Annotated in this window: 13 protein-coding genes; 10 read left to right on the forward strand and 3 right to left on the reverse strand. The window is 60.0% G+C overall.

Annotated elements, in window-relative coordinates:
* Positions 1-3 precede the first annotated feature (3 nt).
* Positions 4-1206 (forward strand): efflux RND transporter periplasmic adaptor subunit, encoded by a 1203-nt coding sequence (locus IB246_RS21660; protein WP_008045127.1) that lies wholly within the window; start codon positions 4-6, stop codon positions 1204-1206.
* A gap of 102 nt (positions 1207-1308) precedes the next feature.
* The gene (locus IB246_RS21665) at positions 1309-2838 is read left to right on the forward strand and encodes a DHA2 family efflux MFS transporter permease subunit (RefSeq protein ID WP_008032779.1); all 1530 of its coding nucleotides are present in this window, start codon (positions 1309-1311) and stop codon (positions 2836-2838) included.
* Positions 2839-2957: 119 nt separating this feature from the next.
* Here IB246_RS21665 and lpxH read toward each other — a convergent pair whose 3' ends face one another.
* On the reverse strand, positions 2958-3710 hold the full coding sequence (gene lpxH / locus IB246_RS21670; RefSeq protein ID WP_008045125.1) for a UDP-2,3-diacylglucosamine diphosphatase: 753 nt from the start codon (positions 3708-3710) through the stop codon (positions 2958-2960).
* A complete protein-coding gene (locus IB246_RS21675) occupies positions 3707-4210 on the reverse strand; it encodes a peptidylprolyl isomerase (RefSeq protein WP_008032775.1) in 504 nt (167 codons plus the stop codon). The genes lpxH and IB246_RS21675 overlap by 4 nt, the downstream gene beginning before the upstream one ends.
* A gap of 250 nt (positions 4211-4460) precedes the next feature.
* Here IB246_RS21675 and IB246_RS21680 point away from each other — a divergent pair, with 250 nt between their 5' ends.
* Both IB246_RS21680 and cysS read left to right on the forward strand, forming a co-directional pair.
* A complete protein-coding gene (locus IB246_RS21680) occupies positions 4461-6161 on the forward strand; it encodes a glutamine--tRNA ligase/YqeY domain fusion protein (protein WP_008032773.1) in 1701 nt (566 codons plus the stop codon).
* 17 nt (positions 6162-6178) lie between these two features.
* On the forward strand, positions 6179-7561 hold the full coding sequence (gene cysS, locus IB246_RS21685) for a cysteine--tRNA ligase (RefSeq protein ID WP_008032770.1): 1383 nt from the start codon (positions 6179-6181) through the stop codon (positions 7559-7561).
* A gap of 191 nt (positions 7562-7752) precedes the next feature.
* Here cysS and IB246_RS21690 read toward each other — a convergent pair whose 3' ends face one another.
* Complete coding sequence (locus tag IB246_RS21690) at positions 7753-9594, reverse strand: sigma-54-dependent Fis family transcriptional regulator (RefSeq protein WP_008045123.1); 1842 nt, start codon at positions 9592-9594, stop codon at positions 7753-7755.
* A 453-nt stretch (positions 9595-10047) separates the two neighbouring features.
* Here IB246_RS21690 and IB246_RS21695 point away from each other — a divergent pair, with 453 nt between their 5' ends.
* Genes IB246_RS21695 through IB246_RS21720 form a run of 6 tightly spaced genes read left to right on the forward strand, consistent with a single transcriptional unit; the run spans position 10048 to position 15984 of the window.
* Positions 10048-11142 carry an ABC transporter ATP-binding protein gene (locus tag IB246_RS21695; protein WP_008043897.1) on the forward strand — a complete coding sequence of 365 codons (1095 nt, stop codon included), beginning with the start codon at positions 10048-10050 and terminating at the stop codon, positions 11140-11142.
* Positions 11142-12239: an ABC transporter ATP-binding protein gene (locus IB246_RS21700; RefSeq protein ID WP_008043895.1), complete on the forward strand. Its 1098-nt coding sequence runs from the start codon at positions 11142-11144 to the stop codon at positions 12237-12239. Before IB246_RS21695 ends, IB246_RS21700 begins: the two co-directional genes overlap by 1 nt.
* On the forward strand, positions 12236-13102 hold the full coding sequence (locus tag IB246_RS21705; RefSeq protein ID WP_008032762.1) for a carbohydrate ABC transporter permease: 867 nt from the start codon (positions 12236-12238) through the stop codon (positions 13100-13102). The genes IB246_RS21700 and IB246_RS21705 overlap by 4 nt, the downstream gene beginning before the upstream one ends.
* A gap of 8 nt (positions 13103-13110) precedes the next feature.
* Positions 13111-13911, forward strand: coding sequence for a carbohydrate ABC transporter permease (locus IB246_RS21710; RefSeq protein WP_008032760.1), 801 nt, complete (start codon positions 13111-13113; stop codon positions 13909-13911).
* 10 nt (positions 13912-13921) lie between these two features.
* Positions 13922-14194: a DUF2160 domain-containing protein gene (locus IB246_RS21715; RefSeq protein WP_032829048.1), complete on the forward strand. Its 273-nt coding sequence runs from the start codon at positions 13922-13924 to the stop codon at positions 14192-14194.
* A gap of 47 nt (positions 14195-14241) precedes the next feature.
* A complete protein-coding gene (locus IB246_RS21720; protein ID WP_008043892.1) occupies positions 14242-15984 on the forward strand; it encodes an extracellular solute-binding protein in 1743 nt (580 codons plus the stop codon).
* The last annotated feature ends 480 nt before the right edge of the window (positions 15985-16464 follow it).

Here is a 16464-nt window from a genome sequence, read left to right on the forward strand (position 1 = left end):
GTCATGGCCACTGCACAAAACACACAAACCTCCGGCAACCCGCAGGACACCAGCAACCCGCGCAAACGCAAAGTCATGCTGGTGGTCCTGGCCATCGTGGTGGTCCTCGCCGGTGTCGGCGTCTGGGGTTATCACGAATTCTTCGGGCGCTGGAATGAAAGCACCGACGACGCCTATGTGAACGGCAACGTGGTGGAAATCACGCCGCTGGTCACCGGCACCGTCGTGAGCATCGGCGCTGATGACGGTGACCTGGTTCATGAAGGCCAGGTGCTGGTGAATTTCGACCCGAACGACGCCGAAGTCGGTCTGCAAAGTGCCCAGGCCAACCTCGCTCGCACCGTGCGTCAGGTGCGCGGCTTGTACAGCAACGTCGACGGCATGAAAGCCCAGGTCAACGCCCAGCAGGCGGAAGTGCAGAAGGCCCAGGACAACTTCAATCGCCGGAAAAATCTCGCGGCGGGCGGGGCGATTTCCCAGGAAGAACTGTCCCACGCTCGCGATGACCTGACCTCGGCGCAAAACGCCCTGGCCAACGCCAAACAGCAACTGAAAACCACCAGCGCCCTGGTGGATGACACGGTGGTGTCGTCGCACCCGGACGTGATGTCGGCCGCCGCGCAACTTCGCCAGGCGTACCTGAACCATTCCCGCAGCACTCTGATTGCACCGGTGACCGGTTACGTCGCCAAGCGCTCGGTACAACTCGGTCAACGGGTTCAGCCGGGCACCGCGCTGATGGCCGTCATTCCACTGGATCAGTTGTGGATCGACGCCAACTTCAAGGAAACCCAACTGCGCGACATGCGCATTGGCCAACCGGTGGATATCCAGGCTGACCTGTACGGCAGCGACGTGAAATTCAGCGGCACCATCGACAGCCTCGGCGCTGGCACCGGCAGCGCGTTTGCCCTGCTGCCGGCGCAGAACGCCACCGGCAACTGGATCAAGATCGTGCAACGTGTGCCGGTGCGGATTCACATCAACGCCGAAGAACTGGCCAAGCACCCGTTGCGCGTGGGCCTGTCGACTCAGGTCGATGTGAACCTGCGCGACCAGAGCGGCCCGGTGCTGGCGCAACAGCCGCCGCAAAAGGCGTCGTTCAGCACCAGCGTCTACGACCGTCAGTTGGCCGAGGCCGACGCGATGATCACGCAGTTGATCCACGACAACAGCGCAGCGGTCAGCAAAACCGCGCAACGCTGATTCGCCATGACACCGACCCTGTGGGAGCTGCCGCAGGCTCCTACAAGGGTCCTGCTGCGTCTGTAAGGGGCGCAGCGCCCATCAGGTTTCAAAGGATTCGCGATGAGCAATAACGCGTCTTTCACCCCGCCCAGCCTGCTGCTCAGCACCATCGGCCTGTCGCTGGCGACTTTCATGCAAGTGCTCGACACCACCATCGCCAACGTGGCGCTGCCGACGATTTCCGGCAACCTGGGGGTGAGTTCGGAGCAGGGCACCTGGGTGATCACCTCGTTTGCGGTGAGCAATGCGATTGCGCTGCCGCTGACTGGCTGGCTCAGTCGGCGCTTTGGCGAAGTGAAACTGTTTCTGTGGGCGACGATCCTGTTTGTGCTGGCTTCGTTTCTCTGCGGTATTTCCACCTCGATGCCAGAGCTGATTGGCTTTCGGGTGTTGCAAGGTCTGGTCGCCGGGCCGTTGTACCCGATGACCCAGACGCTGCTGATCGCGGTCTATCCCCCCGCCAGGCGCGGCATGGCTCTGGCGTTGCTGGCGATGGTCACGGTGGTGGCGCCGATTGCCGGGCCGATTCTGGGCGGCTGGATTACCGACAGTTATAGCTGGCCGTGGATCTTCTTCATCAACGTGCCAATCGGGGTTTTCGCGGTGATGGTGGTGCGTTCGCAGCTCAAGGCGCGGCCGGTGGTGACCAGTTATCAGCCAATGGATTACGTCGGTCTGATCACGTTGATCATCGGTGTCGGCGCGTTGCAGGTGATCCTCGACAAGGGCAACGACCTCGACTGGTTTGAATCGAATTTCATCCTCATCGGCGCGGCCATTTCCGCGATTGCGCTGGCGGTGTTCGTGATCTGGGAAATGACCGACAAACACCCGGTGGTCAACCTGCGCTTGTTCGCGTATCGCAACTTCCGCATCGGCACGATTGTGCTGGTGCTGGGTTACGCCGGGTTCTTCGGCATCAACCTGATCCTGCCGCAATGGCTGCAAACGCAGATGGGCTACACGGCAACGTGGGCCGGGCTGGCGGTTGCGCCAATCGGGATTCTGCCGGTGATCCTCTCGCCGTTTGTCGGCAAGTACGCGCACAAGTTCGACCTGCGGCTACTGGCAGGCCTGGCGTTCCTGGCGATTGGCCTCAGCTGCTTCATGCGCGCCGGGTTCACCAACGAAGTGGACTTCCAGCACATCGCCCTGGTGCAGTTGTTCATGGGCATTGGCGTGGCGCTGTTCTTCATGCCGACCTTGAGCATTTTGATGTCGGACCTGCCACCGAGCCAGATCGCCGATGGCGCGGGCCTCGCGACGTTCCTGCGGACACTGGGCGGCAGTTTTGCAGCGTCGTTGACCACGTGGATCTGGATTCGCCGGGCGGATCAGCATCACGCGTACATGAGCGAGAGCATCAGCACCTACGAACCGGCGACCCGCGAGGCCCTGAATGCGCTGGGCGGTGCGAACAACCCGGCGTATGCACAGCTCGATCATGTGCTGACCAGCCAGGCGTACATGCTCTCCACCGTGGATTACTTTACGTTGCTGGGGTGGGCGTTCATGGGGTTGATCGTGCTGGTGTGGCTGGCGAAACCGCCGTTCGCGGCAAAGGCCGGGCCCGCGGCCTCCGGCCATTGAGCGAATCCCTGTAGGAGCGAGGCTTGCCCGCGAAAGCGTCGGATCATTCAGCATTGATGTTGACTGACACGATGCCTTCGCGGGCAAGCCTCGCTCCTACAAGGTTCCAGTGTTTGGCGTTAGCTCGTGGGGGCTGCGAGTTGTGGCGGCGGGGTGAAATCAAACGGCGCCAACGCAAACCCGCTCTCATCCACCTGCAACGCCCAGCCTTGGCGATCCCAATCCCCCAGCACAATGCGCTTGGCCGCTTGCTCACCAATCTGCAACTTGTGGATGGCCGGGCGATGGGTGTGCCCGTGGATCAGGGTTTTCACGCCATAGGCCTGCATCACCCGTGGCACTTCGTCCGGCGTGACATCGACAATGTCATTGGCCTTCATCCGCGTCTGCGCACGGCTTTCGCTGCGCAGTTTGCGCGCCAGTTTATGGCGGGTGCGCAACGGCAAGTGGCGCAGGATGAACAGGGTGATCGGGTTGCGCAGGTAACGACGCAGCTTCATGTAAGCCTCGTCGCGGGTGCAGAGGCTGTCGCCGTGCATCAAGAGCACCGGCTCGCCGTTGAACTGCACGACACTCGGGTCCTTCAACAGCGTACAACCGGCCTGTTTGCAAAAGGCCTGGCCGAGCATGAAGTCACGATTGCCATGCATCAGAAAAATCGCCGTGCCGCTGTCGCTGAGGTCGCGCAGGGCCTGGCAGATGGAACGCTGGAAGGGCGTCATGGCATCGTCGCCAATCCACGCTTCGAAAAAGTCGCCGAGGATGTACAACGCACTCGCCGAGCGGGCGCGTCCGGCGAGCAAATCCAGAAACGCCCGGGTGATGTCCGGGCGCTCCTCTTCCAGATGCAAGTCTGAAATCAGCAATATCACTCAATGATCTCGGCTTTCTCGATGATCACGTCGTCTGCTGGTACGTCCTGGTGGCCGGCCTTGGAGGTGGTGGACACGCCTTTGATCTTGTCGACAACGTCGGTACCGGCGGTCACTTTGCCGAACACTGCGTAGCCCCAGCCCTGAACGTTCTTGCCGCTGTGGTTCAGGAAGCTGTTGTCAGCGACGTTGATGAAGAACTGGGCGGAAGCCGAATGCGGCTCCATGGTGCGGGCCATGGCGACGGTGTATTTGTCGTTGGAAAGACCGTTGTCGGCTTCGTTCTGGATGCTTGGGCGCTTGTCTTTCTTTTCTTTCATGCCTGGCTCGAAACCGCCGCCCTGGATCATGAAGTTACCGATGACGCGGTGGAAAACAGTGTTTTCGTAGTGACCGGCTTTAACGTACTCGATGAAGTTGGCCACGGTGATCGGGGCTTTCTCAGCGTTCAGTTCCAGGACGATGTCGCCGTGGTTGGTGGTCAGTTTGACTTGGGTCATGATCGGTACTCTTTCTGGGAATTCGTGGGTTTCAGGGCTGTCGAGCCCTCAACCGGTCCGGCCGATGTCGGCCAAGGTGCGCAGTTTAGCGCGACAGACGCCAATTTCGAGGCTGTTTTTCATTTGCATCCGATTAAATGCAGCCGTTTTCGGGCCTGTACTGTCAGCGACTTGACGGCTTCGGCTATGATAGCGGCTTTGTTTTATCAGGCCCGTGTTCCGGCCGCGCACTTGTACGTTCAAGGATCCTATGAGCAAGCCCACTGTCGACCCTACCTCGAATTCCAAGACCGGCCCTGCCGTGCCGGTCAATTTCCTGCGCCCGATCATCCAGGCGGACCTGGACTCGGGTAAGCACACGCAGATCGTCACCCGTTTCCCGCCTGAGCCCAACGGCTACCTGCACATCGGTCACGCCAAGTCGATCTGTGTGAACTTCGGTCTGGCCCAGGAGTTTGGCGGCGTCACCCACCTGCGTTTCGACGACACCAACCCGGCCAAGGAAGACCAGGAATACATCGACGCCATCGAAAGCGACGTCAAATGGCTGGGTTTCGAATGGTCTGGCGAAGTGCGCTATGCCTCGCAGTATTTCGACCAGTTGCACGACTGGGCCGTTGAACTGATCAAGGCCGGCAAGGCCTATGTTGACGACCTGAGCCCTGAACAAGCCAAGGAATACCGTGGCACTCTGACCGAGCCGGGCCGCAACAGCCCGTTCCGTGATCGCAGCGTCGAAGAAAACCTCGACTGGTTCGCCCGCATGCGCGCCGGCGAGTTCCCGGACGGCGCACGTGTGCTGCGGGCCAAGATCGACATGGCTTCGCCGAACATGAACCTGCGCGATCCGATCATGTATCGCATCCGTCATGCGCATCACCACCAGACCGGTGACAAGTGGTGCATCTACCCGAACTACGACTTCACCCACGGTCAGTCGGACGCCATCGAAGGCATCACCCACTCGATCTGCACCCTGGAGTTCGAAAGCCACCGTCCGCTGTACGAGTGGTTCCTCGAGAACCTGCCGGTGCCGGCGAACCCGCGCCAGTACGAGTTCAGCCGCCTGAACCTGAACTACACCATCACCAGCAAGCGCAAGCTCAAGCAGTTGGTCGATGAGAAGCACGTCAATGGCTGGGACGATCCGCGCATGTCCACGCTGTCCGGCTTCCGCCGTCGTGGCTACACCCCGGCGTCGATCCGCAATTTCTGCGACATGATCGGCACCAACCGTTCCGACGGCGTGGTTGACTTCGGCATGCTTGAGTTCAGCATCCGTCAGGACCTCGACGCGAACGCCCCGCGCGCCATGTGCGTCCTACGTCCGCTGAAGGTCGTGATCACCAATTACCCGGAAGACAAGGTCGACCACCTCGAACTGCCTCGTCACCCGCAGAAAGAAGAACTCGGCGTGCGCAAGCTGCCGTTCGCCCGTGAAATCTACATCGACCGCGATGACTTCATGGAAGAGCCGCCAAAAGGCTACAAGCGCCTGGAACCGAACGGCGAAGTGCGTCTGCGCGGCAGCTATGTGATCCGTGCCGACGAAGCAATCAAGGACGCCGATGGCAACATCGTCGAACTGCGTTGCTCGTACGATCCGGAAACATTGGGCAAGAACCCTGAAGGCCGCAAGGTCAAAGGCGTGATTCACTGGGTGCCGGCCGCGGCCAGCGTCGAGTGCGAAGTGCGTCTGTACGATCGCCTGTTCCGCTCGCCGAACCCTGAAAAGGCCGAAGACAGCGCCAGTTTCCTGGACAACATCAACCCTGATTCGCTGCAAGTACTCACTGGTTGTCGTGCTGAACCCTCCCTGGGCAATGCACAGCCGGAAGACCGTTTCCAGTTCGAGCGCGAAGGTTACTTCTGCGCGGATATCAAGGACTCGAAACCAGGTGCTCCGGTATTCAACCGTACCGTGACCTTGCGTGATTCGTGGGGCCAGTGATTCAAGGAACCTCTAACGTGCTTTCGATCTACAACACGCTCACCAAGAGCAAAGAAGTATTCAAACCGCTGGATGGCAACAATGTGCGCATGTACGTCTGCGGGATGACCGTGTACGACTACTGCCACATTGGCCACGGCCGCAGCATGGTCGCGTTTGACCTGGTGACCCGCTGGTTGCGGTTCAGCGGTTATAACCTGACGTATGTGCGCAATATCACCGACATTGAAGACAAGATCATCAATCGGGCCAAGGAGAACGGTGAGCCGTTCGACGTGCTGACCGAGCGCATGATCACCGCGATGCACGAGGACGAGGCGCGCCTCAACATCCTCAAGCCGGACATGGAACCGCGGGCCACCGATCACATCGCTGGCATGCAGACCATGATCCAGACCCTGATCGACAAGGGTTACGCCTACGCACCGGGCAATGGCGACGTGTACTACCGCGTCGCCAAGTTCATGGGCTACGGCAAGCTGTCGCGCAAGAAGATCGAAGACCTGCGCATCGGCGCGCGGATCGAAGTCGACGAGTCCAAGCAGGACCCGCTGGACTTCGTGCTGTGGAAAGGCGCCAAGCCGGGTGAACCGAGCTGGCCATCGCCGTGGGGCGACGGTCGTCCGGGCTGGCACATCGAATGCTCGGTGATGTCGACCTGCTGCCTGGGCGAGACCTTCGACATTCATGGCGGCGGCAGCGACCTTGAGTTCCCGCACCATGAAAACGAAATCGCCCAGAGCGAAGCGGCCACCGGCAAGACCTACGCCAACGCGTGGATGCATTGCGGCATGATTCGCATCAATGGCGAGAAGATGTCCAAGTCCTTGAACAACTTCTTCACCATTCGCGACGTGCTGGAAAAGTACCATCCGGAAGTCGTGCGTTACCTGCTGGTGTCGAGCCACTACCGCAGCGCGATCAACTATTCGGAAGACAACCTCAAGGACGCCAAAGGCGCACTCGAGCGTTTCTACCATGCGTTGAAAGGCCTGCCGACTGTCGCGCCTGCTGGCGGCGAAGCGTTCGTCGAGCGCTTCACTCAGGTGATGAACGACGACTTCGGCACGCCGGAAGCCTGCGCGGTGCTGTTCGAGATGGTTCGCGAGATCAACCGTCTGCGTGAGAGCGATCTGGATGCGGCGGCCGGTCTGGCGGCGCGTCTGAAAGAGCTGGCGAGCGTGCTGGGTGTGTTGCAGCTTGAGGCCGATGACTTCCTGCAGGCCGGTGCCGAAGGGCGGGTTGATGCGGCTGAGGTTGATGCGCTGATTGCTGCGCGTCTGGCGGCTCGTGCCGGTAAGGACTGGGCGGAATCCGACCGTATTCGCGATCAACTGACCGCGATGGGTGTGGTGCTGGAAGATGGCAAGGGCGGTACGACCTGGCGTCTGGCTGACTGATTGCTGCGTTCGTTACAAACAAAACCCGCCTTGTGCGGGTTTTTGTTTTTCGTATGGGCATCAGGGATGTGGAGTTGCGGCTGACGTCATCGCCAGCAAGCTGGCTCCTACAGGGGGCGAGTCGTACACAACATTCGCGAACGACTCGACCCCTGTAGGAGCCGGCTTGCCGGCGATTGACCGCGCAGCGGTCAGCTGTCTGATTGACGCAACCTTTTATAGAGGGTATTGCGACTAACCCCCAGCCGCCGCGCCAGATGGGAAATATTCCCCCCAGCCGCCTGCAACTGCCGATTCAAATCCTCCACATCATTCAAATCAACCGCCAACGGCTCATCCACCTCCACCGGTTCCATCTCCAGATCGACAAAAAAATCATCCGGCAAATGCTCCGGCCGCACCGGTTGCTCTTCCGCCATGGCCAGCGCCACCTGCATCACGCTGCTGACCTGCCTTAAATTCCCCGGCCACGGATGACGGCCGAACAACTCCAGCACCTCACGGCTCAACCCGGCCCACTGCGACGGTTCACGGTGTTGTTCCCACAAGCGTTTGAACAGCGCCTGCTTGTCGCTGCGTTCCCTGAGCGGCGGCAATTCCAGGGTCAAGCCGCCGATCCGGTAATACAGGTCTTCGCGAAACCGTCCCAACTGAACCTGCTCGCGCAACGAACGGTTAGTCGCCGAGATAATGCGGATATCCACCGGGAACAGCTCGCTGCTGCCCACCGGCTGCACGCAGCGCTCCTGCAAAACCCTTAATAGCCGGGCTTGAGTCGGCAATGGCATGTCACCGATTTCATCGAGAAACAGCGTGCCTTTGTCGGCCTTGCGAATCAGCCCGATGCTGCCTTTCTGATTGGCACCCGTAAACGCGCCTTTCTCGTAGCCAAACAGCTCGGACTCCACCAGTTCGGCGGGGATCGCTGCACAGTTGACGGCAATGAATGGTTGTTTGCTGCGAGAACTGGCCTGATGCAGCGCCTTGACGAACACTTCCTTGCCGACCCCGGTTTCGCCGTGGATCAGCAGCGGAATGTCTTTCTCCAGCAGGCGCTCGGCCTGGCGCACGGCTTTTTCCACTCGGCTGTCGCCGAAATGCAGGGTATTGAGGCTGATGGCGGCGGGTGCGGGTGCCGCCACGGCGGGCTCGGCGAACATTCTTGCCTGGATCGGCGCCTGCTTCGGCCGCTTCAACAGGCACTGGAAGCGGTTGCGCCCGGACGCCTGGAGGGAGAAGGGCAGGCCGTCCGGCTGATTCAGCAGTTCCAGCAACGAGACCTTGAACAGGCTTTCGACACTGACCCGCGACAGGCTGATGCCCAGCAGATTGTCGGCGCGGCGATTGGCTGAGAGCACCTGGCCGGTCTCATCGAAAATCAACAGACCGGCCCATTGGCTGTCGAGATTGTTCAACCCGGTGTTGAACGTCAGTTGAAAGTGCTGGCCGTGGAACAGGTTGAGGATCAGCCGGTTCTCCACGGTCTGGCTCATCATCTTGACCATGCCGAGGGTGTGGGACGGCGGCAGGTAACTGTCGCTGGACACGTCCAGCACCGCGATGACCTTGCGTTCGGCATCGAAAATCGGCGCGGCGGAACCTGTCATGAAGCGGTTGGCCTTGAGGAAATGTTCATCGTGCTCGATGTGCACCGCCTGCTCACAGGCCAGGGCGGTGCCGATGGCATTGGTGCCGCTGCAACGCTCCATCCAGCTGGCGCCGGCGCTGAAGCCGCGGGTCAGGCTCGGCTCGATGAAACGCTGGGTGCCCCAGGAGGTCAGGACCTGGCCCTGATTGTCGGCGAGCATGATCAGGCAATTGGAGTTGCTGAGGATGTTTTCGTAGTAGGGCAGGACTTCTTGATGGGTGGTCTGCACCAATGAATGCTGGCTTTCCAGCAACTGCGCGATGTCCGCTGCCGGTAGCTGGTCGAATGCCGGGGCACTCTGATGATCGAGCCCGAACGCGCGGCAACGGGACCAGGAGTCCTGGATGATGGCGTCGTGGGACAAAACGGGGGCAGGTGCGGCCATTACAGTCAGCCTCTGAATAACGCTTTTATTGTTGTTATAGGTATTCCCCCTGTGGGAGCGAGCCTGCTCGCGATTACGGTGGGTCAGTCGAAATCAAATTGACTGACCCACCGTAATCGCGAGCAGGCTCGCTCCCACAGGTACTGCAATTCTGTGCCTGCGCCCTGTAGGAGCCAGGCTTGCCGGCGAAGGCGTCTTTGAAATCGCCTTCGCCGGCAAGCCTGGCTCCTACAGGGACCGTGAACAGTCCGTAGAGTGTTGTTCACTATTGTTCATTGTCAACGGTTCGATTGTTCAATTGTTCAGCCGACGTTGTTCATTTCTGTTCAGCAACGAAAGCGGTTTCACCGCTGTTTCACGGATTTCCAAACCAGATCAACCACTTGCAATTTCTGGCATGAAACTCGCTCTACTGCTCCGGTCGCTTGACTCCAATAATAAAAAGGCCGAGCCATGTCACTCACTCTGGAGCACGTCAGCCGCACCGTCGAGGGCCAGACCTGGATCGACGATGCGTACCTGAGTTTCGAACCTGGATCCTTCAACGTTTTGCTGGGCCGCACGCTGTCCGGCAAAACCAGTCTCATGCGCCTGATGGCGGGCCTGGACAAGCCCGACAGCGGCCGCATCCTGATGAACGGCGTCGACGTCACCCAACGCCCGGTGCGCTTGCGCAACGTGTCGATGGTCTATCAGCAGTTCATCAACTACCCGACCATGACGGTGTTCGAGAACATCGCCTCGCCGCTGCGTCAGGCCGGCGTGTCCAACGAGCTGATCCAGAGCAAGGTGCTGGAAACCGCGAAGATGCTGCGCATCGAGAAGTTTCTCCAGCGCTATCCGCTCGAGCTCTCCGGCGGTCAGCAACAGCGCACCGCGATGGCCCGGGCGCTGGTCAAGGACGCCGAACTGATCCTGTTCGACGAGCCGCTGGTCAACCTCGACTACAAGTTGCGCGAAGAACTGCGCCAGGAAATGCGCGAGCTGTTCAAGGCGCGGCACACCATCGCCATCTACGCCACCACCGAGCCCAACGAAGCGCTGGCGCTCGGTGGCACCACGACCATTCTTCACGAAGGCCGGGTGATTCAGAGCGGCAAGTCCTCCGAGGTCTATCACCAGCCGCAATCGGTGCTGGCCGCCGAGCTGTTCTCCGAACCGCCGATCAACCTGATGCCCGGGCGCATCGCCGGCAACGAAGTCAGCTTCGCCAATTTCGTGCACTTCCCGTTGAACGTCGATTTGCGCCCGGTGGGCGAGGGCGAGTTCCGCTTCGGTGTGCGTCCGAGCCACATCTCGCTGGTGCCGAGCAACGACGATGACCTCGAACTGGCAGTGACCGTCGAGGTCGCCGAGATCAGCGGCTCGGAAACCTTCCTCCACGTGCGCAACGAGCATTTCCTGCTGGTGCTGCATTTGCCCGGTGTTCACGAATACGACGTCGATGCGCCGATCCGCATCTACATCCCGACCCATAAACTGTTTGTGTTCGATGCGCAGGGGCGGCTAGTCCAGGCGCCCGGTCGCCGTATATCGAGGGTTGCCTGATGGCCGAAATCCGTTTGCAGAACCTCGCCCACAGTTACACGCGCACGCCGAGCGGCCCCGAGGATTACGCGATCCGCGAGATGGATCACATCTGGGAGCAGGGCGGCGCCTATGCCTTGCTCGGCCCGTCGGGCTGCGGCAAATCGACCTTGCTCAACATCATTTCCGGGTTGCTCAGCCCGTCCCAGGGCCATGTCCTGTTCGACGGCAAAGCGGTCAACGACCTGACCCCGGAGAAGCGCAACATCGCTCAGGTTTTCCAGTTTCCGGTGGTCTACGACACCATGACGGTGTTCGATAACCTGGCCTTTCCGCTGCGCAATCAGGGCATGGCCGAAGCGAAAATTCACAGCAAGGTGCAGGAAATTGCCGAGGTCCTCGACCTCCAGGCGTTGCTGAGCAAGAAGGCGCGCAACCTCACCGCTGACGAAAAACAGAAAGTCTCGATGGGCCGTGGGCTGGTGCGCGATGACGTCTCCGCCATCCTCTTCGATGAACCGCTGACGGTGATCGACCCGCACTTGAAGTGGAAGCTGCGGCGCAAGCTCAAACAGATCCATGAGCAGTTCAACATCACCATGGTCTACGTCACCCACGATCAACTTGAAGCCTCGACCTTCGCCGACAAGATCGCGGTGATGTACGGCGGGCAGATCGTGCAGTTCGGCACGCCACGGGAATTGTTCGAACGGCCGAGCCATACCTTTGTCGGTTATTTCATCGGCAGCCCGGGGATGAACCTGATCGACGTGCAGCCGCAACCGGGCGGTGTCGGTTTTGCCTCGACGCATTTGCCGTTGTCCGAGGCGCAACTGCAACGCATCGCCGGGTCCGAATGGAAAACCCTGAAGGTTGGCATCCGACCTGAGTTCGTACACGTGTGGGACGAACCGTTTGACGACGCGATGCAGGCAAAGGTCGTACACGTCGAAGACCTTGGCACCTACAAGATCATGACCCTGAACCTCGACGGCGTGCCGTTGAAAGTGCGGTTGGCGGAAGACAAACCGGTGCCGGAGGGCACGGCGTACATCAGCTTTCCGGCGCAATGGTTGATGGTCTATGCCGACGATTACCTGCTGGAGGTGCTGCCATGAACAAGGTGCAGAACAACAAGGCCTGGTGGCTGGTGCTGCCGGTGTTTTTGCTGGTGGCGTTCAGTGCGGTGATCCCGATGATGACCGTGGTCAACTATTCGGTGCAGGACATCTTCGACCAGTCCAGCCGCTACTTCGTCGGCGCCGACTGGTACAAACAGGTGCTGCTCGACCCACGGCTACACGACTCGCTGCTGCGCCAGTTCATCTACTCTGGCTGCGTGCTGCTGATCGAAATCCCGCTGGGCATCGCCATCGCCCTGACCATGCCAACCAAGGGCCGCTGGTCTTCCCTGGTGCTGATCATCCTGGCGATTCCGCTGCTGATTCCATGGAACGTGGTCGGCACCATCTGGCAGATCTTCGGCCGGGCCGACATCGGCTTGCTCGGTTCGAGCCTCAATGCGATGGGCATCAACTATAACTATGCGGCCAACACCATGGACGCCTGGGTCACGGTGCTGGTGATGGACGTCTGGCACTGGACGTCGCTGGTGGCGCTGTTGTGTTTCTCCGGGTTGCGGGCGATTCCGGACGTGTACTACCAGGCCGCGCGGATTGATCGCGCATCCGCCTGGGCGGTGTTCCGACACATCCAGTTGCCCAAGCTCAAGAGCGTGCTGTTGATCGCCGTGATGCTGCGGTTCATGGACAGTTTCATGATCTACACCGAGCCGTTCGTGCTCACGGGCGGCGGGCCGGGCAATGCCACGACCTTCCTCAGCCAGACCCTGACGCAAATGGCCATCGGCCAATTCGACCTCGGCCCGGCGGCGGCGTTCTCGCTGGTGTACTTCCTGATCATCCTGTTGGTGTCCTGGCTGTTCTACACCGCCATGACTCACTCTGACGCCAACCGCTGAGGCCCACCATGAGCAAGAGAAAGCTGATTCCACTGCTGATCTACATCCTGTTCCTGCTGGTGCCGATCTACTGGCTGCTGAACATGTCCTTCAAGAGCAACACCGAAATCCTCAGCGGCCTGACGCTGTTTCCGCAGGATTTCACCTTTGCCAACTACAAGGTGATCTTCACCGATCCGGCCTGGTACACCGGTTACCTCAACTCGCTGTATTACGTGAGCCTGAACACGCTGATTTCGTTGAGCGTGGCGTTGCCGGCGGCGTATGCGTTCTCGCGTTATCGCTTTCTCGGCGACAAGCACCTGTTCTTCTGGCTGCTGACCAACCGCATGGCACCACCGGCGGTATTCCTGTTGCCGTTCTTCCAGCTGTATTCGTCGATCGGCCTGTTCGACACCCACATCGCCGTGGCGTTGGCGCATTGCCTGTTCAACGTGCCGTTGGCGGTGTGGATTCTCGAGGGCTTCATGTCCGGCGTTCCGAAGGAAATCGACGAAACCGCCTACATTGATGGCTACAGTTTTCCCAAGTTCTTCGTGAAGATTTTTGTGCCGCTGATTGGCTCGGGGATCGGCGTGACGGCGTTCTTCTGCTTCATGTTTTCCTGGGTCGAATTGTTGCTGGCGCGGACGCTGACCTCGGTCAACGCCAAGCCGATCGCGGCGGTGATGACCCGAACCGTTTCGGCGTCCGGCATCGACTGGGGCGTGCTGGCGGCGGCGGGGGTGTTGACCATCCTGCCGGGCATGCTGGTGATCTGGTTTGTCCGTAACCACGTGGCCAAGGGCTTTGCCCTCGGCCGAGTATGAGGAACTGATGATGGAATGGATGAGTTGGACTGTCCCCACAGCGGCGTTCTTCACCGTCATTGGCCTGATTCTGGTGGGCATGACGACGTGGGAACTACGCTCGCCGAGCGTTCTTCGGCGTGGTTTTTTGCCGATTGCCACCACCCGTGGCGATCGGTTGTTTATCGGTCTTCTCGGCAGCGCCTACCTGCATTTGCTGGTAATCGGCGTCACCGACTGGAGCATCTGGGTAGCGTTCGCGTTGTCCCTGGTGTGGCTGTTGGCTGTGATGCGTTGGGGCTAGTCGAATCGCTCGGCAATGTTGCTCCGAAACCCTAAAAGGAGGTCTCTATGTTCGACAAAAACAATAAGCTGCGACATAGCATTTCATTGGCAGCCATGCTGGCACTCAGCGGTTTGAGCGCTTCGGCCTGGGCCGATGCCTACGAAGAAGCCGCGAAAAAATGGATCGGCAGCGAGTTCAAACCGTCCACCCTGTCGGCGGATCAGCAGCTCGCGGAACTGAAGTGGTTCATCAAGGCCGCCGAGCCGTTTCGCGGGATGGACATCAAGGTCGTCTCGGAAACCCTGACCACTCACGAATATGAGTCCAAGGTGTTGGCCAAGGCTTTTACCGAGATCACCGGGATCAAGGTGACCCACGATTTGCTGCAGGAAGGCGACGTGGTGGAAAAGCTGCAGACCGTGATGCAGTCGGACAAGAGCATCTATGACGGCTGGGTCAACGACTCGGACCTGATCGGTACGCACTTCCGTTACGGCAAGACTGAATCGATCACCGACCTGATGGCCAATGAAGGTAAAAACTTCACTTCGCCGACCCTGGACCTCAAGGATTTCATCGGCCTTTCCTTCACCACCGCGCCCGACGGCAAGCTCTATCAACTGCCCGACCAACAGTTCGCCAACCTTTATTGGTTCCGCGCCGACTGGTTCGAGCGTGCGGACCTAAAAGCCAAGTTCAAGGAAAAGTACGGTTACGAGTTGGGCGTTCCGGTGAACTGGTCGGCCTATGAAGACATCGCCAAATTCTTCAGCGAAGACGTCAAGGAAATCGACGGCAAGCGGGTCTACGGTCACATGGACTACGGCAAGAAAGACCCGTCCCTGGGCTGGCGCTTCACCGATGCCTGGTTCTCCATGGCGGGTGGTGGCGACAAGGGCTTGCCTAACGGTTTGCCGGTGGACGAGTGGGGCATCCGCGTCGAGGACTGCCACCCGGTCGGTTCCAGCGTGACTCGCGGTGGCGACACCAACGGCCCGGCGGCGGTATTCGCCACCACCAAATACGTCGACTGGCTCAAGGCCTACGCACCACCGGAAGCGGCGGGCATGACCTTCTCCGAGTCCGGCCCGGTGCCATCCCAGGGCAACATCGCCCAACAAATCTTCTGGTACACCGCTTTCACCGCCGACATGACCAAACCGGGTCTGCCCGTGGTGAACGCCGACGGCACACCGAAATGGCGCATGGCGCCTTCGCCGCGCGGTCCGTATTGGGAAGAGGGCATGAAGCTGGGGTATCAGGACGTGGGTTCCTGGACGTTCATGAAGTCCACGCCTGAGAAACAGAAACTGGCTGCCTGGCTCTATGCACAGTTCGTGACGTCGAAAACCGTGTCGCTGAAGAAAACCATCGTCGGCCTGACACCGATTCGCGAGTCGGACATCAACTCGCAAGCGATGACCGACCTGGCACCGAAACTCGGTGGTCTGGTCGAGTTCTACCGCAGCCCGGCCCGTGTGCAATGGACGCCAACCGGGACCAATGTGCCTGATTACCCTCGCCTCGCGCAGTTGTGGTGGAGCCACATCGCCGAAGCCGCCAGCGGCGACAAAACCCCGCAACAGGCGCTCGACGGCCTGGCCAAGGATCAGGACGCGATCATGTCCCGTCTGGAACGCTCAAAGGCCCAAGCCACCTGCGCCCCGAAAATGAACCCCGAGCGCGATGCGCAATACTGGTTCGATCAGCCGGGGGCACCAAAACCGAAACTGGCGAACGAAAAGCCTAAGGGTGAAACCGTGAGCTACAACGAACTGCTGAAGTCGTGGGCAGATGCGCGTAAGTAAACGGCGGCACTGAGAAAGGCGAGCGGCACCGGAAGGTGCCGTTTTTGTTGGTATCAGATCCAGTATCAGCCAACCTGATTACCCAGTTGCACACGTTCCCCTGTAGGAGCCGGCTTGCTGGCGATAGCATCTGTCCAGCCAATGCATACGTTGACTGATCCACCGCTATCGTCGGAACGCCGCCCGCAGCAAGCCGGCTCCTACAGGGGATTGGGTTCACACGATTCAAAATTGTAGGAGCCAGCTTGCTGGCGATGGACGTCAACGATAACGCGTGCTGTCTGATTGAACGCGTCGCCTAGACGTTTTTCGCCGGCAAGCCGGCTCCTACAGGGAATCCCATACGCTTTTGCTTTCCACCACTCATCAGGCCGAGCGTTAGCTCGCCTTCAGCTTTTGATCTGAGCGCCCCCTCGAGAGGCCGAGCGCAGGTTCTGCGCAGTGGGCAACCCGGCATGGATGCCGGGTTAGCCGCCCCCG

Origin of the sequence: Pseudomonas sp. PDM01, assembly GCF_014852325.1 — a bacterium.
Lineage (GTDB): Bacteria > Pseudomonadota > Gammaproteobacteria > Pseudomonadales > Pseudomonadaceae > Aquipseudomonas > Aquipseudomonas migulae.